Origin of the sequence: Bifidobacterium catulorum (assembly GCF_003129925.1) — a bacterium.
Lineage (GTDB): Bacteria > Actinomycetota > Actinomycetes > Actinomycetales > Bifidobacteriaceae > Galliscardovia > Galliscardovia catulorum.
Genome location: NZ_QFFN01000034.1, coordinates 1 through 23593, shown reverse-complemented (window position 1 = coordinate 23593; position 23593 = coordinate 1). Strand labels below are relative to the sequence as shown.

Annotated in this window: 17 protein-coding genes; 7 read left to right on the top strand and 10 right to left on the bottom strand. The window is 62.1% G+C overall.

The features are described from left to right. Window positions 1-16 precede the first annotated feature (16 nt). The 4 genes from DF200_RS09155 to DF200_RS09140 all read right to left on the bottom strand — a co-directional run bounded on the left by DF200_RS09155 (window position 17) and on the right by DF200_RS09140 (window position 4622). The gene (locus DF200_RS09155) at window positions 17-1504 is read right to left on the bottom strand and encodes a YeiH family protein (RefSeq protein ID WP_109137970.1); all 1488 of its coding nucleotides are present in this window, start codon (window positions 1502-1504) and stop codon (window positions 17-19) included. Window positions 1505-1861: 357 nt separating this feature from the next. Further along, on the bottom strand, window positions 1862-2641 hold the full coding sequence (locus tag DF200_RS09150; protein WP_109137969.1) for an ABC transporter ATP-binding protein: 780 nt from the start codon (window positions 2639-2641) through the stop codon (window positions 1862-1864). Window positions 2642-2654: 13 nt separating this feature from the next. Next, window positions 2655-3566 carry an ABC transporter permease gene (locus DF200_RS09145; RefSeq protein WP_109137968.1) on the bottom strand — a complete coding sequence of 304 codons (912 nt, stop codon included), beginning with the start codon at window positions 3564-3566 and terminating at the stop codon, window positions 2655-2657. Between the two features lie 6 nt (window positions 3567-3572). Then, the gene (locus DF200_RS09140; RefSeq protein WP_109137967.1) at window positions 3573-4622 is read right to left on the bottom strand and encodes an aliphatic sulfonate ABC transporter substrate-binding protein; all 1050 of its coding nucleotides are present in this window, start codon (window positions 4620-4622) and stop codon (window positions 3573-3575) included. A gap of 514 nt (window positions 4623-5136) precedes the next feature. Between DF200_RS09140 and DF200_RS09135 the strand changes: the two genes are divergently transcribed. Genes DF200_RS09135 through DF200_RS09125 form a run of 3 tightly spaced genes read left to right on the top strand, consistent with a single transcriptional unit; the run spans window position 5137 to window position 7429 of the window. Beyond that, on the top strand, window positions 5137-5862 hold the full coding sequence (locus DF200_RS09135) for a creatininase family protein (RefSeq protein ID WP_158275835.1): 726 nt from the start codon (window positions 5137-5139) through the stop codon (window positions 5860-5862). Window positions 5863-5910: 48 nt separating this feature from the next. After that, window positions 5911-6786 carry a carbon-nitrogen hydrolase family protein gene (locus tag DF200_RS09130; protein ID WP_109137965.1) on the top strand — a complete coding sequence of 292 codons (876 nt, stop codon included), beginning with the start codon at window positions 5911-5913 and terminating at the stop codon, window positions 6784-6786. Continuing rightward, window positions 6773-7429, top strand: coding sequence for an RraA family protein (locus DF200_RS09125; RefSeq protein WP_158275834.1), 657 nt, complete (start codon window positions 6773-6775; stop codon window positions 7427-7429). The genes DF200_RS09130 and DF200_RS09125 overlap by 14 nt, the downstream gene beginning before the upstream one ends. Before the next feature lie 79 nt (window positions 7430-7508). Here DF200_RS09125 and DF200_RS09120 read toward each other — a convergent pair whose 3' ends face one another. The 6 genes from DF200_RS09120 to DF200_RS09095 form a co-directional block, all read right to left on the bottom strand. Then, window positions 7509-9122 (bottom strand): ABC transporter substrate-binding protein, encoded by a 1614-nt coding sequence (locus tag DF200_RS09120; protein ID WP_158275833.1) that lies wholly within the window; start codon window positions 9120-9122, stop codon window positions 7509-7511. Between the two features lie 195 nt (window positions 9123-9317). Further along, window positions 9318-11009 (bottom strand): dipeptide ABC transporter ATP-binding protein, encoded by a 1692-nt coding sequence (locus DF200_RS09115; protein ID WP_109137962.1) that lies wholly within the window; start codon window positions 11007-11009, stop codon window positions 9318-9320. Continuing rightward, window positions 11006-11926 carry an ABC transporter permease gene (locus tag DF200_RS09110; RefSeq protein ID WP_206603434.1) on the bottom strand — a complete coding sequence of 307 codons (921 nt, stop codon included), beginning with the start codon at window positions 11924-11926 and terminating at the stop codon, window positions 11006-11008. Before DF200_RS09110 ends, DF200_RS09115 begins: the two co-directional genes overlap by 4 nt. Window position 11927: 1 nt before the next feature. After that, entirely contained in the window at window positions 11928-12872 is a 945-nt protein-coding gene (locus DF200_RS09105; RefSeq protein WP_206603433.1) for an ABC transporter permease, read from the bottom strand. A gap of 40 nt (window positions 12873-12912) precedes the next feature. Beyond that, complete coding sequence (locus DF200_RS09100) at window positions 12913-14580, bottom strand: ABC transporter substrate-binding protein (RefSeq protein ID WP_109137960.1); 1668 nt, start codon at window positions 14578-14580, stop codon at window positions 12913-12915. Window positions 14581-14707: 127 nt separating this feature from the next. Further along, the gene (locus tag DF200_RS09095; protein WP_109137959.1) at window positions 14708-16396 is read right to left on the bottom strand and encodes an amidohydrolase; all 1689 of its coding nucleotides are present in this window, start codon (window positions 16394-16396) and stop codon (window positions 14708-14710) included. A gap of 479 nt (window positions 16397-16875) precedes the next feature. Between DF200_RS09095 and DF200_RS09090 the strand changes: the two genes are divergently transcribed. The 4 genes from DF200_RS09090 to DF200_RS09075 all read left to right on the top strand — a co-directional run. Then, window positions 16876-18558, top strand: a complete 1683-nt coding sequence (locus DF200_RS09090; RefSeq protein ID WP_109137958.1) for an MFS transporter — start codon at window positions 16876-16878, stop codon at window positions 18556-18558. A 50-nt stretch (window positions 18559-18608) separates the two neighbouring features. Next, the gene (locus DF200_RS09085; protein WP_206603432.1) at window positions 18609-20285 is read left to right on the top strand and encodes an amidohydrolase; all 1677 of its coding nucleotides are present in this window, start codon (window positions 18609-18611) and stop codon (window positions 20283-20285) included. Between the two features lie 176 nt (window positions 20286-20461). Next, window positions 20462-22942, top strand: a complete 2481-nt coding sequence (gene hpsG, locus DF200_RS09080; RefSeq protein WP_109137957.1) for a (2S)-3-sulfopropanediol dehydratase — start codon at window positions 20462-20464, stop codon at window positions 22940-22942. A 292-nt stretch (window positions 22943-23234) separates the two neighbouring features. Next, on the top strand, window positions 23235-23593 hold a 359-nt coding region (locus DF200_RS09075), incomplete at its 3' end, for a 4Fe-4S cluster-binding domain-containing protein (protein ID WP_277725258.1).

Sequence of the window (23593 nt, the reverse complement as noted above, 5' to 3'; positions counted from 1 at the left end):
CGCGCGGCCGAAACGATCAGGCCACCGGAATATTTGCCCAGAAGCCGGGCAGCAGCACCGCCGACAGCACGAATCCGAGGATGATGTTCACCACGGCGCCCACGCTGAACGCGGCGATGGGCTTCCAGCCGAGCGACGACAGCTGCCGGAACCGCGTGGTCAGACCGATGGAGAGGAACGTGAACGTGAACGCCCACGTGCGCAGCTCCTTGACCGGTGTGATGAGGTCGCTGGTGATGCCAGCCGAGGCCGAGGCGCCGGCCGAGGCGATCACGACGGTCAGGAAGATGGAGGCCACGAAGAAGCCGATGACGAACTTCGGGAAGCGGTGCCAGATCTGCGCCACGTCAAGCTTCTGCTTCGGCAGCTGGGAGACGTCCCTGCCGGACGCCTTGGCTTCGGCCACGCGGTCCTGACGGTCCCAGTAGGTGATGGCCACGAAGGCGAGGATGAGGCACCAGACGCCGATGAAGATGTCACGTCCCACGACCTTCATGAGGGTGAACGCCGCGATGCCCTGCTCGCCGAAGCTCGCGGCCGCGGTGACGCCGGCCGCATCGGCGAATTCCGAGGTGCCGACCCAAGCGCCGGCCACGCCGTCGGGCAGGTTCAGCGCCTTGCCGAGGCCGGTGAGCAGGAAGATGGAGATGATGGCCCACACCACCACGATGGAGATCACCGCGGAGACGTGCTCCTTGCGGGACTTGACGGCGCTGCCCACGGCGATGCCCGCGGACACGCCGCAGATGGAGCCGCCTGCGCCGAGCGTAGCCGAGAACCGCTTGTCGAGTCCGAACAGCTTGGTGCCGGCGAAGTAGATCACCAGGAACGTGGAGACGGCGATGAACGTGGCCTGCAGGAACGCCACCGGACCGGCGGAGACGATTGTGGTGAACGGCAGCGTGGCGCCGAGCAGCACGATGCCGACCTTCACATACAGTTCCGTGCGCAGGCTACCGCCGAAGAACCCTTCGAGATTGAACAGGTTACCTAGCAGCAGGCCGACGACGAGCGCCACCAGCGGCGCTTCAAGATTGTAGGAGTTGGCGAACTTCGAGGTGCTGAACACGTTGATGACGAAGCTCAGCACGAACAGCGCGAGGAATCCGCCGAGGAACGCCTGCACCTTGAGCCTTAGGAAGTACGCGGCCACGCCGAACACGACGGCGAACAGCGCGAACAGCGCCAGGATGTTCGGCCAGCGCTGGGCGAGGCCGGCGGCGTGCGTGGTGGCGCCGTTCTTGACGACGTCGCCGCCCTCGAACAGGAACGACCATGAGCCCCAGCTGGGAATCTTGGCTGCGAAGATGTTCAGCGAACTGCCGGCGGCCCACAGCACGAACGCGAGCACGACGATGCCGAGGCCGATGAACACGGCCCACCAGTCCTCACTGCCGAGGATCTTGTTGCCCTCGGCGGCCGCCGGCACGGCCTCCTTGGCCTTCGCCGCCTTGGATGCCTTCGCCGCGGATGCTTCCGCGGAAGGCGTTACGGATGTTGTCATTTTCCTTCTCCCCTTTTCTCAGGTTTCCCGTGTTGCGTCGGGACATATCGGTGTTGTGGTCCGAATCCCCCACGCATCGCACGCATCGGATTCGCATCGCATCGGACGGTCATGCCCGGCATCCCCCGATACCGGCCGAATGGTTTGTCATCCGATGTTCGCTTTTGATGCTAACGGCATGAATTCGCCATGCGCAAGCGCTGGATTACCGTAAAAATCAGCGTGCCGCTATCGAAAAATCCGATAGCGGCACTTTGTTATGGGAAGCGATAAATTCGCATTATTACGTAGTCTGCATAATTCACGAATCGTCAGATAGGGCCCGAAAACCAGCGTTTTGGACCGGTAATCGACGATTCATGAATTGGTATCGCGCTCGAAAAACTCCCGGTATATCAAATCTTTCGCCCGGTTGAACCGTTCTCCCACGCGGGAACGCGGCGTCCCCAGGTCCACGTGTTCCACGCGTTTGATCTCACCGGGATGAGGCTTCATCACCACGACCGTCTGCCCCAGATACACGGCCTCGTCGATGTCGTGCGTCACGATCACCATCGTGATGCCTTCGGACTGCCAGATGCGCAGCAGCTGGTCCTGCAACTTGATCTTGGTGATGGCGTCGAGCGCGCCGAACGGTTCGTCGAGCAGCAGGATCTTCGGCCGGTTGGCGAGCGCCCTTGCGATGGCCACGCGCTGCGACATGCCGCCGGAGAGTTGTTTGGGCAACGCGTCCTCGAATCCGTTCAGACCCACGAGGTCGATGTTCTCCTGGATGAGGTCGTCGTCGTGTTTGCGCGAGTCGGGCAACGCGAAGCGTATGTTCTCGCGCACGGAGAACCATGGCAGCAGACGATGGTCCTGGAACACGAATCCCTTGTCCCGCCCGGGGCCGTCGATGGGCCGCCCGTCCATGAGCGCCGTGCCGTCGTATTCGGTGTCGAGTCCGCCGATGATGCGCAGCAGCGTGGATTTTCCGCAGCCGGACGGCCCGATGATGGAGGTGAATCCGCCGCGCGGCAACGTTATGGAGACGTCGTGCAGGGCTTCGACCGGTCCATGCTCGGAGGGGAACACCTTGGTCAGGTGCCGGATGTCGATGATGTCGTCGGATGCGTCGCCGTGAATGCCGTCGTTCATTGCCCCGACCGCCTCACAGCCAGTTGACGATGCGGCGACGCTGCCATTCGACGACGTCGTCCATGAGTTTGCCGACGATGCCGATGATGAGCATGGCGAGGATGACCACGTCGGGGCGCGACATCGACCGGCCGTCGGACAGCATGAATCCGACGCCGCTGGTCGCGCCGATCATTTCGGCGGCGACCACGCAGATCCATGCGCCGGAGAGTCCGAGACGGATGCCGGTGAGCATCTGCGGCAGGGCTGCGGGCACGACGACCTGACGGATGAACCGCCACTTGGGGATCTCGTATACGCGGCCGAGTTCGAAGTATCGTTTGTCGATGCCTTTGATGCCATCGACGAAGTTGACGAACATCGGGAAGAACGCGCCGATGAAGATGATGTAGACCTTGGAGTTCTCGCCGATGCCGAACCATAGGATGGCGAGCGGGATCCATGCGATGCCGGGGATGGGCCGCAGCACCTGCATAACCAGGTCGATGAAGCGCTCGAATCGGCGGGAGACGCCGGCCGCGACGCCGAGCACGGCGGCCGCGACGAACGCCACAAGGAATCCTTCGAGCACGCGCGCGATGCTGACCGCGATGTTGAGCCACAGTTCGCCGTTGCCGGCGTATTCGACGGTGGCCTGCACGATCTGCTGCGGCGTGGCCATGGCATATGAGGAGCTGCGCGCGCCGACGATGGCCCATACGGCCACGACGATGACGGGCAGCGCGAGGTACAGCGCCCATTTGCCTGCCGCCGCCGCGATGCCGCCGCCGCGCCTTGCCGGAGACGCGGCCCTGGACTGCGCCGAGGCGGCCGAAGCCGACTCATCCGCGGTCTTGTTCGGCTTGACCACGGTCGCCGACGACGATGCCGCTCCGACCGTCGCCGATCGCAATGCCGTTATTCCCGTCAGCACTTTTTCCACCATATGAAATCATCGCCCCTTGGTCGTGTTCGTAGTCGTGTTCGTATAACTGGTGTCGACGAGTTTGTCGACGTCGACTTCGGATTTGAGGATGCCGTTCCTCCACGCGAAGTCGGCGACCTCGCGAATGGCCGCGATGTCTTCCGGCTTGAGTTCGGTGGTGAACGTGAAGTGCTTCCAGATCTTCCTGAGCATGCCGGCGCTGACGCCGAAGTCCTTGGCCACCGCGTCCGCGGCCTTGTCCGGGTCCTTGGCGATGGCGTCGGCGCCGCGTTGCACGGCCCGGTTGTATGCTCGGACGATGTTCGGATGCGCTTTGGCGTAGCTTGTCGTGAAGTAGGAGACCATGTTGCCGCGTTTGACGCCGGTGCCGTCGGCAAGCACGCGTGCCGTGCCTTCGGTTTCGAGCTTGGTGACGTACTGTTCCCAGATGACGATGGCGTCGACGTTGTGCGCCTGGATGGCGGCGACCTGGTCTTCGGCGGAGAGGTTCGCGGTGTCCACGTCGTTGAGCGTCATGCCTTGTTTGGCGAGCAGCAGCGCGAGCAGATGCTGGGCGTATGAGCCGGTCGCGTAGCCGACTTTCTTGCCTCGTAGGTCGGATACGGAACGGATGGTCGAATCCTTGGGCACCATGATGGCGAGCGCTTTTTCGCCGTAGGCGACGTTGGAGACGATGGTGACGTCCTGGCCGGTCGATTTTGCGATGACGGCGGGCAGATCGGCGGCGTATCCTACATCGTCGTTGCCGGCGGCCATGGCCTCGTTCACGAGAGGTCCGCTTTTGAAGGAGTCCCAGGTGTAGGAGGCGTGCTCCTTGGCGAGTTCATCCTTGAGGTAGCCGAGTTCGTGGGCCACCCAGACGTCCGAGTAGAGCGGGTATGGCTGGGCTGCGATGCGAAGGGTGGTGGTGTCGCCGTTGCCGCCGCGCAATGCCTTGCTGCCGGCGTCGGCGATGTATTCGCTGGGCCACGCGCATCCGGCCAACGCCACCGACATCACACCGGCCAATATGACCGCGATAATGCGTGTGATCGACGCCGCGAACCGTGACCGCATGTTCCTCCCCTTGGATTTCGACGCCGGGCGATCGATGTGAGAACCCCGGAGCTTCCCCGCTTGCCTTTCGGCTTGATGTTCATTATTCCCGCGCAATATGTCGCCGGTCCCGGAAAACGGCATATTGGGGTAGTCCAAAAATCTTGAGCGGTTTATCAATCGCCGAAATTTCAGCATTTACACCCGTGCGCAAGGTTCCATTGCGACGCCCGGACAACGCCTCTAACCAACAGGCTCCCCTCATGAATGAGGGGAGCTGTCGCACATAGCGCGACTGAGGGGTCCCACACAGCCGCAAGAAAAAGGCCCGGCGAATGAAAAACAACCGTTCGATAGCGGGCAATCACTGAAAACTGTGACTGCTTCCTCTTATACCGTCTTCCCATACCCTTGATTTTCAAGGTTTTCTTGATTTCCAAGATGATGGTGCGCAAGGGAAAAACATGATTACATCAAAATCATGTCAAATAATAATCATAAAAATCAACGGCAACAATCACCTTTCATCAACGAATTGAGCTTCACGCAGTTCGATGAGGCCCGTCGGCGAACCGATCTGGTCATCGTTCCGACGGGATCGGTCGAAGTCTATGGACCTCATCTCCCCCTTGGATCGGATTTTCTGGTCGCCAAGGCCATTGCGGGCCGGGTGGCCCGGCAGACCGACTCCCTGGTGGCTCCGACATTGGAGGTCGGCGAGGCGTCCAATCTGCTCGGGGCCTCCGGAACGTTCACCATTTCACGGCAGGTATTGGAGAATTTCCTGGATGAGATACTTGCACAGCTTGTCGATTACGGATTCCGCAGATTCCTGTTCATCACAGGACATGCCGGCAACGTCGACACCGTCGCCTACCTTTCCCGCAAAATCGAACGTCTGCATCCTGTACGCTGCGCCCAGGTCGATTGGTGGCGTTTCATCCAGCACATCGATGACGGCATCTTCGATACCAGCGGATACCACTGCCATGGTCATGCCGCGGAAGCCGGCACCTCCGTAGTGTCATACCTGTATCCGCCCCTTGCCGATCTTTCCGATCTTCCGCATTACGAACTGGCGAAGAAAGCCGAGGATTTCCCTGAAATCATCCAATACCAGCTTTTCGTCGACAAGACGGACAAGGGCATGACCGGCGACGCCAGAGCCGCAAGCCCGGAGAAGGGGCGTCTGCTGGTCGAACGGGCGGTCGACCGCATCGTCGACTTCATCAACACCGATTTCAACAACGACGAACGATAATCCGACCATACTCATCATGTGCGTGAATCGATTGGGGGAACCGAACACATGCACCAACAATATATTGCCGCGGTAATCCAGCCTTATACATCGGACGACATCGATGCCAACCTCAACAGTCTTTCGTCCCAGATACGATACGCGGCCCAGACGGGCGCCAAGCTCGCGGCACTGCCGGAGACATCCAACGTCATCTATCCGAGGACACGACAAATCGATTCCGATGTCATCCGGGAGAACGCGGACCGCACCATACGATTCCTCTCCGACCTGGCAAGGGAATTCCATATCGTGATTCATGGCGGCAGCATACATCGTCCGATACCGGGGGAACGTCGGAACAGGAACTCCTCGCTGCTGTTTGACGACCAGGGCGCGCTTGTCGCATCCTATGACAAAATCCATACGTTCGACATCACGCTGCCCAACGGCAAGCAGGTTCGGGAATCGGACAACGTCAGACCCGGGAATTCCGTCACCGTGACAGACACTCCCTTGGGACGGTTCGGCTTCGCCATCTGCTATGACGTGAGGTTCCCGGAACTGTATCGGACGATGGCGCTGCAGGGTGCCGACATCATCTTCAATCCCGCGAATTTCGCGGTCTCCACCGGCCGTGACCATTGGGAGCCGCTACTCCGGGCAAGAGCCATCGAAAACAGCTGCTACGTTGTCGCCGCCGCGCAATGCGGCGACAACGCGAGGATGAACAGCAATGGCAACAGCATGATCGTCGACCCGTGGGGCACCGTGCTCGCCCGGTGCGGCAATGAACCATCGGTGGCGTTCGCCACCATCGATCTGAATCATCTTCAGACGATCCGCGACCGCATGCAGACGCTTGAAAACAGAAGAACGGACATCTACCGACTGCCGGTGGATGCCGAGACTTCACATAAAGGGGAACACCATGACGAACGATAACATATCCAGACTGCTTGATCTGGATCCGGCCACCATCGGTCATTTTCTCAATGGCGGCTATATGCTGCCCTACATCAAACCACTCAACGACACGGTGAAAGTGGCCGGGCCCGCCTATACGGTCCGCGTGATAGGCAAGGATTCCGCATCGCTGTATCATGCGTTACAACATGCCAAGGAGGGAAGCGTCATCGTCATCGACAAGGGCGGCGACAACGTCTATGCCCCTGTCGGAGAGGTGGTCTCGCTTGTGGCCCGGCAGAGGAATATCGCGGGCATCGTCATTGACGGACCGGCAACGGATTCCGTGGCCATTCGCCGGTCGGGATATCCCGTCTTCTGCAGTGGCGTCTCGGTCGCCACCACCAACGTACTCGGCATAACGGGTGACTGGGAACAGCCGATCTCCTGCGGAGGCACGGCGGTTCACCCGGGAGACATCATTTTCGGCGATGCCGACGGCGTCGTCGTCATTCCGCCGGAGAGGCTTGATGACGTGCTAGTCAAGGCGGAGGAGGCGTTGGAGCGGGAACGTCGCAACCGCAATGCCATTGCCGAGGGGAAGCCGTTGCCCATTGATGCGGACGCGTTGTTCAATGCCGATGTGGCAGGGCTCATCAAGAATCTGAGACAAAGGCATTGACCCTATTCCCTATTCGGCAGAACAAGAAGAGCCGCCGCCCCTTACGGGCGGCGGCTCTTCTATCGGCGAGGATGCGACGCTACCGGGATATCCATGCGTCGGTGAAGTCCGCGGTGGCTTCGGCACCGAAACGAACGCCATGCAATTGCTTGGACGTGGCGAGGTCCTGGGTGCGTTCGCTCAGCGGGATCGCGGCGTAGTTGTCCGCGATGAAATGCTGGAACACCTCGTACTGCTGAAGACGGGCCTCTTTGGACGTTCCCTCATCGCCCTTTTCGAGAATCGCCTGCGCCTCCTTGTATTTCTCCGGGGTCAGGGAGTGTATGCCGCTGTAGTATCCCGGCTTCTTGGTGTTGTAGATGAGGTCGAAGACGTTCGCGTCGTTCTTCGCGTTGTATGGCGTCGTTACGAAGTCATAGTTTCCCTGCTTGATTCGTGCCAGAACCTCGCTGGTTGATGGATTGACCTCCACCTGCAGGTCGATGCCCACCTTACGTAGCTGGTCGATCAGCAGCTCCTGCCCGACCTTCTTGGAATAGTCGAACCAGACGATAGTGAGTTTCCTGCCGTCCTTGTAACGGTATCCGTCCTGCCCTTTCTGCCAGCCCGCCTTGTCAAGCAACGCATTGGCCTGTTCTGGGTCGTAGGTGGTGTTCTCCGGCGTCTTGACCAATCCTTCGCTGGTGCTGTCGTAGATGCTGGAGATCACCGGATAGTCCTTGCGAAACACGGTCGAGGCGTATGTCGCCCGATCGATGGCATATGACAACGCCTTCCTGACATTAATATCGGAAAGAGGCTTGTCCGCGGCCACGTTGGGGTAGATGTTCGTAGCCTGGCCCGGAATCGAAATGGATTGGATGGAGCCGCCAGCCGCCTTGATCTGCGTTACGTCGTTTTGCGTGAACTGCGCCGCGGTGGAGGCGTAGATGGCGTCGACCTGACCACTGGTGAAGCTGCCCACGCGAACGGCCAGTTCCTTGGTGTAGGAGACTTCGATGGTGTCGAGGTATGCGGGTCCCTGATGCTTGGCGAGCTCACTGGTCGGCTTGTAGTCGGCACGACGCTTGAGGATGGTCTTGGTGTTCGGATCGTACTGTTCCAAAGTGAACGGGCCCGTGCCATAGACGCCTTTGCCGGAGCAGCGCTGCTGGGCGGGGATATCAAGAGACTTCGGTGCGATGATGCCGAATTTCGTCGACGCCGTCGTATTCAAGAACGGCAGATTTGGTGCGGAGAACGTCACCTTCACTGTGTTGGCGTCCACGGTTTCCGCCTTGTTCAGTGTTGTTAGAGATAACACCTTGGCAATGGATGGGGTGTTCGCATAGGTCTCGATGTTCTTCACCACGGCGGCGGCGTCGAGCTTCTCGCCGTCCGAGAACGTGATGCCCTGCCGGATGTGGAACGTGTACGTCTTCGCGTCCTTGCTCACCTGCCAGTCGGACGCCAGACGCGGCACCAGCTTGCCCGTGTCGGGATCCTGATCGGTGAGCGATTCCACATAGTTACGCACCACCGATCGCGGGCCGGAGTCGTTGACGGCCTGAGAGGGGTCGATGCATTCGCCGTTGTCGTTGAAGAACACGCGTAGCGTGCCTCCCTGTTGGGGCGTCCCCTCGGTTGATGCCGTATCGGCGGTGCCGGAGCTCCCGCACGCCGACAGTGTCGCGACGACGATGACCGATGCCACCGCCGAAAAGATTCTCCCGTATCTACGTCCTCGTCGGTCGTTGGTTTTGGAAATGAATGTCATGGTACTTCCTCTGCTTACGTGTGAATGTGAGTGGAATATATGAGAAAAAGGCCCGGCGGGCGGGGATTGCCCACCGGGTCTTGCGGGACGACTCCGACGACGTCGGCGACGGCGGTCTTCCCGGGGAGACCGTCAACGCCCGGGGATGGCGTCGAGGAGCTTTTTGGTGTAGGCGTCGTGCGGATGGCCGAATACGTCATCCACATTGCCGTGTTCCACGATGTTGCCGTGTTCGAGCACGGCGATGTCGTCGGCAAGGCCGGCGACGACGGCCAGATCGTGGGAGACGAACACGTAGGTGACGCCCAGCGATTCCTGCAGTTCCTTGAGCAGGTCGAGGATCTGCGACTGCACGGAGACGTCGAGCGCGGAGACGGGCTCGTCGAGGAACAAAATCTTCGGGCTGATGGCGAGCGCCCTGGCGATGGCCACGCGCTGGCATTGGCCACCGGAGAGTTCGGAACCCTTGGCATCGAGCAGCCGTGCGGGCAGGGAGACGCGGTCGAGCAGTTCGGCGATGCGTTGGTTGCGACGACGGCGGTTGCCGTAGCCGAACGCCCGCAACGGTTCGTCGATCACCTTGCGCACGGTGTAGTTCGGGTCGAGGGAGTCGAACGGGTTCTGCTGCACGAGCTGGAAGTTGCGGCGTTCGGCGCGTAGTGCGCGGCCGTGCAGCTCGTGGATGTTGCGGCCGTCGACGAGCACGGTGCCGGAGGTGGGCGCGGATAGCGCGAGCGCGAGCCGCAGCAGCGTGGATTTGCCTGAGCCGGATTCTCCGACGATGGCGAGCGTGCGTCCGGTGCGGGCGGTGAGTGAAACGTGGTTGAGTGCGTTGAATGCGGCGCCTCGTCCGCCGCGTTCGTGATACACCTTGGAGACATCGTTCCAGTTCACGGCGATGTCGTCGTCGGGAACGGCATCCGCCTCAATGCCTTGAGCGCCTTCTCCTTGTTCGCCGTCCTGTACGTTGTCGTTCACCTGGAATGCAGGCGCGCAGGCGATCAGATGCCGTGTGTATGCCTCGTGGGGATGGTCGAGCACCTGTCGTGTGCCGCCGTGTTCGACCAGTCGCCCGTTGTGGATGACGAGCAGACGTTGCGTACGGTCGGAGGCGACGGCCAGATCGTGGGTGATCATCACAAGGGTGATGCCGCGTTTGCGTACCAGGGATTCCAGCACGTCGAGGATGCGCTTCTGCACGGTGACGTCGAGTGCGCTGGTGGGTTCGTCGGCGACGATGACCTCCGGTTCGCTGGCCAATGCCTGGGCGATGAGCACGCGCTGTTGCAGACCACCGGAGAGTTCGTGCGGATATTGGCGGTACCGCAGGCCGGGGCGATCGATGCCGACTTCGGTGAACAATTCCACGACGCGCTTGCTCGCCTCGTCGCGTGATTGCTTGGGATGCCGCAGCCGTACGATCTGTTCGGTCTGTTTCCCGACGGTCATGGTCGGGTCGAGATTGGTCCGCGGATCCTGCGGAACGAATCCGAGTACGCGACCGCGGACCCGACGCCATTCCTGTTCGCCGGCGTGGGTGTAGTCCTCACCGAACAGGGAGAATGTGCCGGTGACGTCGGCGTTGTCGGGCAGTATGCCGAGGAACGTGTCGACGAGGGTTGATTTTCCGGAGCCGGATTCTCCGACGATGCCGACGGTTTCGCCGCGTCGGACGGTGAAGGTCACGTCGTCGACGGCGGTGACCGTGCGTCGCGCCGAACGGTAGGTCACGCTCAGATGCGAGACCTCGATGACCGGTTCGTCGTTCGTTACGGTTGTGTTGACGGTGTCGGCAGTATTGGGAGTGTTGTCGATGTCGCTCATCGTTCGCCTCGTTTCAGGTTGTTCGCCAGCACGGTGGCGGCGAGCACGGTCAGGACCACCACGAATCCGGGGATGAGTGAAATCCACGGGCTGGTGATGAGGTAGTTGCGGCCGTCGTTGATCAGCGAGCCCCATTCGGCGGCCGGCGGTTTGGCGCCGAAGCCGAGGAAGCTCAATGTGGCCACCGACATGATGACGGCGCCGAATTCGAGCATGGCGAGCACGGAGACGGGGCCGAGCACGTTGCGCAGGATGTGCGAGAACACGATGCGCAATGGCGAGACGCCGGAGACGATGGCCGCCTCCACGTAGGCGTGGTTCTTGATTTTCAGCGTCTGCGCGCGTGTGGTGCGTGCGAAGCCGGGCAGGCTGGCCACGCCGATGGCGATGGCGACGGGCGTGGTGCCGAATCCGATGGCCGTGACGATGGTGATGGACAGCAGCAGTCCGGGGATGGACAGCAGCACGTCGACGGACCGCATGAGCAGGGTGTCGACGATGCCGCCGACGTATGCGGATGCGATGCCGATGACGAGACCGCCGATCACGGCGATGGCGAGTGACAGCAGGGCGGCGGTCACGGTGGCGTGGGCGCCGTAGATGGTCCGCGAGAACAGGTCGCGGCCGAGCTGGTCGGTGCCGAACCAATGCTCGGCGCTTGGCGCCTGGAACATGTGCACCGGGTCGGTGGCGTACGGGTCCTTGTGGGTCACCGCCCATGGGAAGAACGATGCGACCAGTATCACTATGGTGAAGAGTCCCGCCAGTGTGGTCGAGACGCCGCTGTGCGCGCGCAGGCCGCTCCCCGCGCGGCGCAATGCCGAGACCACAGAGGTTCTGATGCGTGAGGGGATGTTGTCCTCTGACGCCTTTGTCGTCTTGTCGATGGCGGATTCGAGTTGTATTGCGCTGCTCATCTCACACCTCCTTGGATGTCTGGGAGATTCGCGGATCAAGTAACGGATAGATCAGGTCGACCACCAGATTGACGACGACGAACGCGGCGGCGGCGAGCAGCACCACGCCTTGCACGACGGGGAAGTCCTGGTTCTGCACGGCCTGTTGGATCAGGAGGCCGACGCCTTGGCGGGAGAACACGGTCTCCGCCACGATCGCGCCGTTCACGGTGCCGCCCACGATCAGGCCGAGCATGGTCAGGGCCGGCAACGAACCGTTCTTGATCACGTGGCTGACGATGATCGAACGGCGGCTGAAGCCGTGCGCCTTGGCCGCCACGATGAACGGCTCGCGCAGCACGTTGTCGAATCCGTCCATGAGCAGCCTCGACAGCATGGCGCTCACGGGGATGGCCATGGTGATGACCGGCAGCACCATCGTCTTCCAGCCGCTTTGCCCGATGGATGGCAGCAATCCCAGCCAGAAGGAGAACACCTGCATGAGCAGCAGACCGATCCAGAAGGTGGGAACCGAGACTGACAGCGTGGGCAACGCCTGCAGCACCGCGCGGATGGTCTTCTGGCGGAAGTACGAGGCGGCGAACGCCAGAACGAACGCCACTGCCACCGCCAGCAGCACGGCGAGCAGGCTTACGGAAATCGTCATGCCGAGTCGTGTGGCGATCAGCGAGGCCACGTTGGATCCGTATTGGTAGGAGGTGCCGAGGTCACCGTGCAACGCGGCGAACAGTACCGTGAAATAGTGCCGCACAGGCGATTCGTCGAGTCCGAATTCGGCCCGGACCTGGGCGATGGCGTTCGGGTCGCCCACAGCCTCCTGCATGCCTCGGGCCACGAGAATCGACTGTTCGACGTTCTTGGGCAGCAGGTTAAGAATCACATACGTCACCGTGTAGGCGGCCCAGAGCACCAGGGCCGCCTGCCCGATACGCTTGGCGATATACACCGCATATCCTTTGGGGTTCATGGTTGCGCTTCCCGTCCGTTTACTTCGACAGCCACGTGTCGGTGAAGTCGACGGTGGTCTCCACGCCGAACCGGGTGCCGTGCACCTTGCTGGACACGGCGAGGTCTTGGACGCGCTCGCTCAGCGGGATGACCGCGTAATTCTCCTCGATGAACTTCTGCAACTTCGCGTACTGTTCCAGTCGCGCCTCCTTGGTGGTGCCCTCGTCGGCCTGCTTGATGATGCTTCGGGCCTGCTTGAATTTGTCAGGAGTCAGCGAGTGCACGCCGCTGTAGAAGGCCGGCTGGTCGCTGTAGATGAGGTCGAACACGTTCGGATCGTTCTTCGCGTTGTAGGGCTCGATAACAAAATCGTAATCGCCAGCCTTCTCCCTGTTGAGGTTCTCTCCGCGGGATGCGCTGATGTCCACCTGCAGGTCGATGCCCACCTTGCGCAGTTCGTCGATCAGCAGCTCCTGGCCGGTGCGTTTGGTCGAGTCGAACCAGACGAGGGTCAGCTTCTTGCCGTCCTTGTGCCGGTATCCGTCGGCGCCCGTCTTCCATCCGGCCTCGTCGAGCAGCGCGTTGGCCTTGTTCACATCGTAGGTGGTGGTGGCGGGCGATTTTACCAGTCCGACACTGGTGGCGTCATAGATTCCACCAACCACCGGGTATCCTTCGCGATACACCGTACTGGCGTAGGTGGCACGGTCGATGGCGTAGGCGAGCGCCTGACGTACCTTGATGTCGCTCAACGGCTTGCCGTCCGCCACGTTCGGATAGATGTTGAATGCCTGGCCGGGGATGGAGTGCGATTGGATGGTACCGCCGGCGGCCTTGATCTGCGCCACGGCGTTGCGTGTGAATTGCTCGGTGGTGGCGGCGTGGATGGCGTCGGCCTGGCCGCTGGAGAAGCTGCCGAGCCTTACGGATTCCTCGGGAACGTACGAGATCTCGATGGTGTCGAGGTAGGCGGGGCCCTGATGCTTGGCGAGTTCGCTCGTCGGCTTGTAGTCGGCGCGACGCTTGAGGATGGTCTTGGTGTTCGGATCGTATTTCTCCAACGTGAACGGGCCGGTGCCGTACACGCCTTGGCCGGAGCAGCGCTGGGCGGTCGGGATGTCGAGCGACTTCGGCGCGATGATGCCGAACTTCGTCGACGCGGTGGAGTTGAGGAACGGACGATTAGGCACCGAGAACGTCACCTTCACCGTGTTGGCATCCACGGCTTCCGCCTTGTTCAGTGTCGTCAGCGACAGCACCTTGGAGATGGCCGCCTGCTTGGACAGCGACGTGATGTTCTTCACCACGGCTGCGGCGTCGAGCTTCTCGCCATCCGAGAACGTGATGCCCTGCCTGATGTGGAACGTGTACGTCTTCGCGTCCTTGCTCACCTGCCAGTCGGACGCGAGGCGAGGCACCAGCTTGCCCGTGTCGGGATCCTGATCGGTGAGCGACTCCACGTAGTTGCGCACCACCGTGCGCGGACCGGAGTCGGAGATGGCCTGTGACGGGTCGATGCACTGGCCGGTGTCCGGGAACTGGATGAGGCGCAGCGTGCCGCCCTGCTGGGGCGTGCCCGCGTCGGCCGCGCTGCTCGCACCGGCGTTGCCGCATGCCGCGAGCGCCGCGATGGCGGCCACGGATGCAATCGCCGCGAACGTTTTGCCGATGCGCCCGGCCGATGGGCGATGTTTCCGATTGTTCATGATGGTTTTTCCCCTTCTTCTGCGGCTCCCCAAAGCCGCATGGTGATTGTTTGGTTATGGTTTTCGGTTATGCGTCAGGTCTTGTGGTTTTTCGACGGCAGGCGGTCCCGGTGCGGTCGCACACCTCTCAGTCGCGCTCCCACACCGTCCTGCCGTTCTTGATGGTCTCCAGCACTTTGAGGGTGCGCAGGCTGTCGTCCGGCGCGCCGGTCTCGTCGAGCGGCACCGACAGCGGGTCCTTCTCCAGAATCACGAGGTCGGCGAGCTTGCCTGCCTCCAACGTGCCTTTGCCGCCGTCTTCGCCATACTGGTATGCGGCGTTGGCGGTGATGGCCCGCAGGCCGTCGGCGACGCTCACCCGCTGGTCGAGGTCGAGTTGGCGTCCGCTTTTGGTGCGTCGTGTGGCTCCCGCCCAGACGGTGTCGAGCAGGTTCGGCCGGATGATCGGCGAATCGTTGTGGAACGTGTAGCGCAGTCCCAGTCGTTTGGCGTCACCTGCGGCGGAGATTCGTCCACCTCGCCGGGCACCGAAGTTCCGCACGTGCACGTCTCCCCAATACCAGGTGTGCGCCACGAAGAACGACGGGATGCCGCCGAGCTTCCCCAACCGTTCCAGCTGGTCCCTGCGGGCGAGCTGGCTGTGAATCATCACCGGGTGCAGGTGGTGTTTGCCGGGGTTCGGCGAGTCATGCAGCGCCCGGTCGTAGGCGTCGAGGAACCGGTCGGATGCCGCGTCTCCGTTGGTGTGTGCAAGTAGTTGCAGGGTGTTGTCGATGGTTTTGCGTGCGGCCTGATAGATTTCTTCTTCGCTGGCCAACGGAACGCCTCGGTATCCTTCGCCTTCCGGGCCGGGTGTGTAGGGTTCGGTCACCCAGGCGGTGCGTGCCTGCGGTGAGCCGTCCAATACGACCTTGAGGCCGCCGATGCGCAGCCCGTTGTGGTAGTCCTTGCCCACGTAAGTGGCGTAGTCGTCGAGCACGCCGTCCGAGTCACTGCTGTTGACGGGGTACACGACCACGTCGAGCCGTAGACCGTGCGTGCCGGCGAACCGGGCGAAGTCGGCGACTGCCTGACGTCCTGAGGCGCCGTCCTGCGCCGTGGTGATGCCGTTGGAAAGGTACACGTCCTGTGTGGCGTCACCGAGTTCGTCGAAGTCGACGACGCTGCGTTTCATGGCGGTGTCGCGAATGCTCCATGCCGCCCCTTCCGCCGCATAGCCGTTGATGAGGCCGTCCTCGTCACGTCCGAACGTGCCATCAGATGGGTCGGGATCGTCGAGATGGACGCCGCTGATCTCCAAGGCCTTCGTATTGGCGGCGAGCACGTGGCCTGAGACGTGAATCGCCACGACCGGAATGGTGGTGGATACGCGGTCCAGATCATGACGGGTCGGATGCCGGCCTTCAGCAAGCGTATTTTGATCGTAGAATTTGCCAAGAACGATGCCGCTGGCGTCAATGTGCCGCCGCTGCGCGAAGTCGCGCAGCCGGTTCACGATGTCATCGATATCCGTTGCGTCACGAAGGTCGGCAGTGGTGAAGTAGTGGGCAATTTCTGAAAGATGGCCGTGCGCATCGATGAATCCGGGCAGCAATGCCGCACCGTCGAGATCGCGTTCCTCCACGTCGGCGAAATCCCTGGCACGGGCGCGCGCCTCGTCCTCGTCGCCGACGTAGGCGATGCGGCCTTCGTCGTCCGTAAGCAGCGCCTGCGGTTTCGGTGTGTGCTCGAAGTCCGGCGTGGCGGTCAGTATGTCGCCTCCGAAGAACAGTCTGGGTCTGGCCGCCGCGGCCTTGGAATTCGTATCGTCAGACATGCTTCCCCCTTATGTGATATGTGATTGATTGCGGATTCATAGGGACGGACTTCATAGGGACGGACGATGTCGACGACATCCCCTGAAGCCGTCGATATTCGTTGTCGCTTTGATATTCGTTGTCGGTTTTGCCGATTGTTTGCGGTGTCCCCGATGATTCCGAACGATGCACGGACCCCCATCCGCGTCGTCGTTGGTTGCCATAGTAGCGGCGAAAACGACGGCGACCGGCCGAAATCGGCGGATTGACTATAGCGACTGGTTATAGCCATCAAACATTCGCGTTGTTTCTCCCGTTCTTGCGATCGGCATAGATGACGGTTATGACGGCGGCGGCCCGTCGGCGCAACGGCGGCTGTACGGTGGGCGGCATACATAAGGGGAACGGCCGTCGATTACGGCCGAATGATGATGAACGTATGACGATTGGGGAACCCATGATGGGGAATCGTCATATGTTCCTGACGAAAGGACGTCATATGACGTCGATTGCACAATCCACCAAGGCCGTCGCCGCGGCGCGGCCGACATCACGATCGGAATCCGCCACGAGATTCCTGGTTTTCCCGGTCGTCACGCTGATTCTCGCGCAGATGGGCACGTCGGGCGACAACGGCGCCCTGGCCATCGCCACGTCGGCGCTGACGACGCAGCTGCACGCCAATATGGCCAGCATCCAACTGTCCAACATGATGTATCCGCTGATCGCCGGCTCGTTCATGGTGGCGGGCGGCTTCATCGGCACGTTGTTCGGCTGGAAGCGCACGTTCCGTACGGGAGCCGTGCTGTGCGCGATCGGCGAGCTGATTTCGGCGCTGTCGCCCAATATCGACGTGTTCAATTGGGGTGGACGCACGTTCGTCGGCCTTGGCGCGAGTCTGCTGATTCCCTCCGTGCTGGGTCTGATTCCGAAGATCTACCGCGGTTCGCAGCGCACGCTGGCGTTCGGCTGCGTGGGTGCGGCGGCGGGAGGCTTCTCGTCGTTCCTGCCGCTCGCGCTCGGCATCGTCATGGGGCTGAGCGGGTTCCGCGTGGTGTATGGCGTGCTTGCCGCATACTTCGTCATGCTGCTGTTGTTGTCGTTCCGTCTGCCGAAGATCACGAAGACGGAGGTCAACCATAAGTTCGATGTGCTGGGCGTCACCTTGGCCGCCATCGGCTTCTTCCTCGTGCTGTTCGGATTGTCGCGCATCTCGGCTTGGGGCCTGGCGAAGGCGTTCCCGCAGGCGCCGTTCACGGTGTTCGGCATGTCTCCGGCGATTCCGCTGGTCGTGATCGGCACCGTCGTGCTGGTCGTGCTCGGCATCGTGGAGAAGGGCGTGGAGGAGCGCAATGGCGTGGCGTTGCTGCCGCAGTCGTTCCTGAAGACGCCGCAGGTGCTGGCCGGCCTGTACGCATGGCTCATCACGTTCCTGTTCCTCGGCGTGCAGGGCATTCTGATGGGACCGTATCTGCAATTGGTGGCGGGATGGTCGCCCGCCAAGGTCGGCGTTATCTCGGTGCTGTCGGGGCTGCCGACGATCATCGTGGCGATCGGATTGCCGAAACTGCTGCCGAAGGCGAATCCGAAACGTGTGATCCAATTGGGATACGTCGTCATGATCGCGGCGTTGTTCATCCGCTCGTTCTCCATCACGCTGCACAGCGCCATTGACTGGCTGGTGTTCGTCGGCACGATCGTCACCGGCATCGGCGTCGGTCTCATCAATTCGCAGGCGTCGAACGTCGTGGCGTTGGCAGTGAACGAGCGCGACGCCTCGCAGTCGGGCGGCGTGCAAGGCGTGGCCCGCAACATCGGCCAGGCTTTGGGCGTGGGCATCCTTGGCGCGGTGCTGCTGTTCGGCATCACGGCGAACGTGGGCAATGCGGTGAGGCAGTCCACCGTGATCTCCCCCGAGGTCGCGAACGCGGTGACGAGCAAAAGCATCACGCTGGTCGGTGACCGGCAGTTCGAGCAGGAGATCGCCGACGTGAACGCCACGCCCGCGGAGAAGGCCGAACTGGTCAGGATCAACGCGCAGGAACGGTATGACGTCACACGGTCGGCGTATATCGTGGCCGCCGCGATCGTGGCGTTCGGCCTGTTCACAACGCGGGGTATCACCAAGACCGGCATCACCCAGACCGGCAACGATCCGGAAGACGCCGGAAAATCATCCTGACCCATTCCTCTCCCCGAAGAGGAATCTCCCATCCAATCCAGAAAGCCCAGATGCCCATGCCCGCCGCCATCCCCTGTCTCTTCCATAACGGCGCCATCCTCACGATGGAGCCCGGATTCGACCGTCGGCCACGTCCCGAGGCCCTGCTTACCGACACCGACGGACGCATCGCGTTCGTCGGATCGCTCGACGCCGCCCGGATGCGTGCCGACCATATGGAGACGCGTGTTCGGGAGCACGACCTGCGGGGCGCCGCGCTATTGCCCGGATTCATCGACCCGCACAGCCACTTCTCCGGAATATCGCAGTATTTCACGGCCGCCGACCTGACAGACGCGCAATCCATCGACGACATCATCGTCCGGCTGCAGGATTTCGCCACGCACAGCGACATTCCGCTCGACAACGGCGTGATCCTCGGCGTCGGATACGACAACACGGCGCTTGCCGAGCATCGCCATCCGACACGGCATGACCTGGACCAGGTGACGACGGACGTGCCCGTATTGGCCGTGCACGTGTCCAGCCACATGCTCGTCGCCAATTCAAAGGCCCTCGATATCGCCGGCATAACCCGCGATACGCCGGATCCGTCTGGCGCCCGCTTCGGACGCGAACCCGACGGCACGCCGGACGGCCTGTGCCAGGAACCGTCAGCCATGTTCGCGGTCTATCGCGCACTCGACTCCCGCATGAAGATCAATCCGCTGGTATTGGCCGATGCCATGCAGGACGAATATCTCTCGCATGGCATCACGACCGTCCAGGATGGCGCCACGACGGCGGGATGGGCCGACAATCTCGTCCTGCTGGCCTCCGAGCACCGGCTGCGGTTGGACGTGGTCTCCTATCCGATGCAAGGCCAGGACGTGGACGCCATACTCGACCGACATCGCGCCTACGTGGGGTCGCATTACGTGAATCATCTGCGCATCGGCGGCGTCAAGATGATTCTCGACGGTTCGCCGCAGGGCCGGACGGCCTGGGTGGACGAACCGTATGCGCCCGGCCCGGAAGGCAGGGATTTCCACGGAAACCGGGCGCTCGACGACGACGCCGTCCACGATTTCACACGTCACGCCATCGACAATGGATTGCAGCTGCTCGCGCACTGCAACGGCGATGCCGCATCGGAGCAGTTCCTTGACATATACGGTCGTGCGTTCGCCGAATCCACGAACGCCCGCAAGGATGAGCTCCGCCCGGTGATGGTGCATTGCCAGCTCGCGAGAACGGACCAGTTCGCCCGTATGCCGGCCCTGCATATGATTCCCTCGTTCTTCGTGTCGCACTGCTGGTATTGGGGCGACGTGCATCTGAGGAATTTCGGCGAGCGGCGCGGACGGCGCATCTCCGCGGTCCGTGACGCGGCCGACCTTCATCTGCCGTACACGTTCCATACGGATTCGCCGATCATCCGGCCGAATCTGTTGGAAGCCGTCTGGTGTGCGGCCGCCCGGCGAACGAAGTCGGGCGTGGAGCTGGACCCCGCACAGCGGGTCGGCGTGGCGGACGGCCTGCGCGCCATCACCGCGAACGCCGCGTACCAGTATGGCGAGGAGCACGACAAGGGCACGTTGAAGGTCGGCAAACTCGCCGACCTGTGCGTGCTGGAGCACGATCCGCTCGCCGTGCCGATCGGCGTGGACGGCGCGCCCGACGAATCGCTGCGTTCCATCCGTGTGCTCCGCACATTCAAGGCCGGCACCCAAATCTGGCCCCGATGACGAATCCCAATGATTCCAACGATTTATGAGGAATCATAACCAACTCCTATACGGCATTCGGCATAATTCGGCCAGTTCGTCGAAACAACGACATTACGCTGAAATCATTGCCGTATCCGCAGGGATGTTCGGATACGGCGTCGGATAACGGATACATGATGGGAGACCAAAAACCGATGACCGCAGCCGTACTTTCTCCGCAGGAGACGCGCATCAAAGAACAGATCGAAAACAAGCCGGTCAAGCTGGCGCATCATACGCGCGCGAACGATATCCTCGCCCGCGTGCGCGCCGAAAAACCGCATGTCGACGTCGAGCGCGGCCTGCTGTTCACTGAGAGCTTCCGCCAGACCGAAGGCGAGCCGCTTGTGCTGCGCTGGGCCAAGGCGCTGTACCACTACGCCGAGAAGGCCACCGTCTACGTGGACAAGGACCAGCTGATCGTCGGCCGAGGCGGCGGTGAAGGCCGTTACGGCCTGCTGTATCCGGAACTGGACGGCGACACGCTCGATTTGGCCATCAAGAAGCTGCCTACGCGTGAAAGCTCGCCGTTCGACATCGACCCCGAAGATGCGAAGACCATCATCGAGGACATCGCCCCGTATTGGAAGGGCAAGACGTTCCACGAGGACCTGGCCAAGGCGCTCGGGCCCGAGACGATGAAGCTCACCTACAATCCCGACGAGGCGCTCACCTCCCGCTACGTGGTGAACGAGACCGCGTCGTTCCGTTCCAGTCTGCAGTGGGTGCACGACTACGAGATCGTGCTGCAGAAGGGCTTCGGCGGCCTGAAGGCCGAAGCACAGGCGCGACTGGCCGAACTGGACGAGTTCTCTCCGATCGACAACTGCGAGAAGCGCCCGTTCCTTGAGGCGGAGATCCTCACCGCCGACGCCATCATCCTGTGGGCGAACCGCCACGCCGACCTCGCCGAGCGGCAGGCCGCCGAGGAGACCGATCCGAAGCGCGTCGCCGAACTGCGCCGCATCGCCGAAACCTGCCGCTGGGTGCCCGAGCATCCGGCACGCACGTTCTACGAGGCCATGCAGAGCCAGTGGTTCACCCAGCTGTTCAGCCGCATCGAGCAGAAGACCGGCACGATCATCTCCAACGGCCGCATGGACCAGTACCTCTACCCGTTCTACAAGGCCGACAAGGAGGCGGGACGCATCACCGCCGACGAGGCGCAGGAGCTGTTCGAATGCATGTGGGTCGACATGGCCCAGTACATCGACCTGTACCTGTCCGACGCGGGCGGCGCCTTCAACGAGGGCTACGCCCACTGGGAGGCCGTGACCATCGGAGGCCAGACCCCGGAGGGCTACGACGCCACCAACGAGCTGACGTACATCCTGCTGAAATCCAAGCGCGAGTTCCCGCTGAACTACCCGGATCTGGCGGCGCGCATCCACACGCGTTCCCCGAAGCGCTACCTGCGTGAGGTGGCGTTGACCATCAAGAGCGGAGAGGGATTCCCGAAGCTGCTCAACGACGAGGACGTGGTGCCGCTGCTGCTGAGCAAGGGCGCGAAGTTCGACGAGGCGCTCGACTACTCGGTCTCCGGCTGCGCCGAATGCCGTATGCCGAACCGCGACACCTACACCAGCCCGAACGCGTACATCAACTTCGCCGCGGCGCTGGAGATGGTGATGTACAACGGCCGTATGCTCAAGTACGGCGACGAGGTGCTGGGTCTGGAAACCGGCGAATTCGAGGACTTCACGAGCTTCGACGACCTGTTCGCCGCGTTCCTCAAGCAGCAGAACAACCTGCTCAAGCACGCGTTCATCCAGCAGCATGAGATCATTCGCCTGCGCGCCGAACACTTCGCCACGCCGCTGGGCTCCATGCTGCAGAAGCTGTGCCGTGATTCGTGCATCGACCCGCACCAGCCGAAGATCCCGGGAGGCATCGACCTCGGATACCTCGAATACATGGGCTACGCGACCGTGATCGATTCGCTGGCCGCCATCAAGAAGCTGGTGTTCGAGGAGCACGTGCTCAGCCTGCATGAGCTCAAGGAGGCGTGCGAGCACAACTTCGAAGGCTACGAGGTGATCCGCCAGCTGCTGAGGAACGCTCCGGCCTACGGCAACGACGACCCGTACGCGGACGAGATCGGCAAGATCCTCGACCGCACGGCGCAGGAGTTCACCGCCAAGTACTCCGAGCAGATCGGCGTGCACATGGATATCCGTCTGGTGCCGTTCACCAGCCATGTGCCGTTCGGCAAGGTCGTCTCGGCCACGCCCGACGGACGCCAGGCGTTCACGCCGCTGTCCGACGGCTCGTCCGCCGCGCAGGGCGCCGACCACGAGGGTCCGACCGCCATCCTGCTGTCGAACTACCTGACCAAGAACTTCGACCACAACGAGCACGCAGGCCGTCTGCTGAACATCAAGCTCTCCCCGGGCTGCGTGGCCGGCAAGGAAGGCACCGAGAAGCTCGTGGAGTTCATCGAGACCTGGCGCGACCTCAAGCTGTGGCACGTGCAGTTCAACGTGATGAACAACGATACGCTGCGCGAGGCCCAGAAGCATCCGGATCTGTACCGCAACCTCATCGTGCGCATTGCAGGATACTCCGCGTTCTTCACCGAGCTGTCGAAGGACCTGCAGGACGAGCTCATCTCCCGCAACGAACAGGAAGCCTTCTAACCCCCTCTCTTCCTGTTGGCTCCCCCTGGGAGGGGGAGCCAACAGGCAAATCTCTCCCATTCGGCTCCCCCTCCCAGGGGGAGCTGTCAGCCAACAGGCTGACTGAGGGGGTCAACACTTTCCACCAGCCACCCCCTCTCTTCCAACCGGCTCCCCCTCTTAGGGGGAGCCAACAGGCAGATCTCTTCCAATGGGCTCCCCCTCCCAGGGGGAGCTGTCAGCCGACAGGCTGACTGAGGGGGTCCCAACCCACACAGCAATCACCCACCTCTCCATCGGAAAACCCCATCTCATGCAGCAATCACTCACCACCCGAATCCTTGCGGACCGCGAGCAGTCGTCACGCCCCACCGGCGAGTGGCGTCGTCTCATGCCCAAGGACTCGGCACTGGTGTTCAACATCCAGCATTATTCGCTGCATGACGGTCCAGGAATCCGCACCATCGTGTTTCTGAAGGGCTGTCCGTTGCGCTGCCCATGGTGCAGCAATCCGGAATCCCAGCGTTTCGGCCCCGAAGTCAGCTATGTGGCCGACAAGTGCATCGCCGCCATGGGCTGCGACCGCTGCGCCCTCGCCTGCCCCGCAGCCGTGCGCCCCGCCCCCGCTCCAATCGGCCTGTCGCGTAGACCCATCTCCGCGCCCCCGAGCCC

What these genes read in the sequence shown, in the direction of transcription:
- DF200_RS09155 (WP_109137970.1), bottom strand. Translation starts at nt 1,504, where the DNA reads ATGACAACATCCGTAACGCCTTCCGCGGAAGCATCCGCGGCGAAGGCA.
- DF200_RS09150 (WP_109137969.1), bottom strand. Translation starts at nt 2,641, where the DNA reads ATGAACGACGGCATTCACGGCGACGCATCCGACGACATCATCGACATC.
- DF200_RS09145 (WP_109137968.1), bottom strand. Translation starts at nt 3,566, where the DNA reads ATGGTGGAAAAAGTGCTGACGGGAATAACGGCATTGCGATCGGCGACG.
- DF200_RS09140 (WP_109137967.1), bottom strand. Translation starts at nt 4,622, where the DNA reads ATGCGGTCACGGTTCGCGGCGTCGATCACACGCATTATCGCGGTCATA.
- DF200_RS09130 (WP_109137965.1), top strand. Translation starts at nt 5,911, where the DNA reads ATGCACCAACAATATATTGCCGCGGTAATCCAGCCTTATACATCGGAC.
- DF200_RS09125 (WP_158275834.1), top strand. Translation starts at nt 6,773, where the DNA reads ATGACGAACGATAACATATCCAGACTGCTTGATCTGGATCCGGCCACC.
- DF200_RS09115 (WP_109137962.1), bottom strand. Translation starts at nt 11,009, where the DNA reads ATGAGCGACATCGACAACACTCCCAATACTGCCGACACCGTCAACACA.
- DF200_RS09110 (WP_206603434.1), bottom strand. Translation starts at nt 11,926, where the DNA reads ATGAGCAGCGCAATACAACTCGAATCCGCCATCGACAAGACGACAAAG.
- DF200_RS09100 (WP_109137960.1), bottom strand. Translation starts at nt 14,580, where the DNA reads ATGAACAATCGGAAACATCGCCCATCGGCCGGGCGCATCGGCAAAACG.
- DF200_RS09095 (WP_109137959.1), bottom strand. Translation starts at nt 16,396, where the DNA reads ATGTCTGACGATACGAATTCCAAGGCCGCGGCGGCCAGACCCAGACTG.
- DF200_RS09090 (WP_109137958.1), top strand. Translation starts at nt 16,876, where the DNA reads ATGACGTCGATTGCACAATCCACCAAGGCCGTCGCCGCGGCGCGGCCG.
- DF200_RS09085 (WP_206603432.1), top strand. Translation starts at nt 18,609, where the DNA reads ATGCCCATGCCCGCCGCCATCCCCTGTCTCTTCCATAACGGCGCCATC.
- hpsG (WP_109137957.1), top strand. Translation starts at nt 20,462, where the DNA reads ATGACCGCAGCCGTACTTTCTCCGCAGGAGACGCGCATCAAAGAACAG.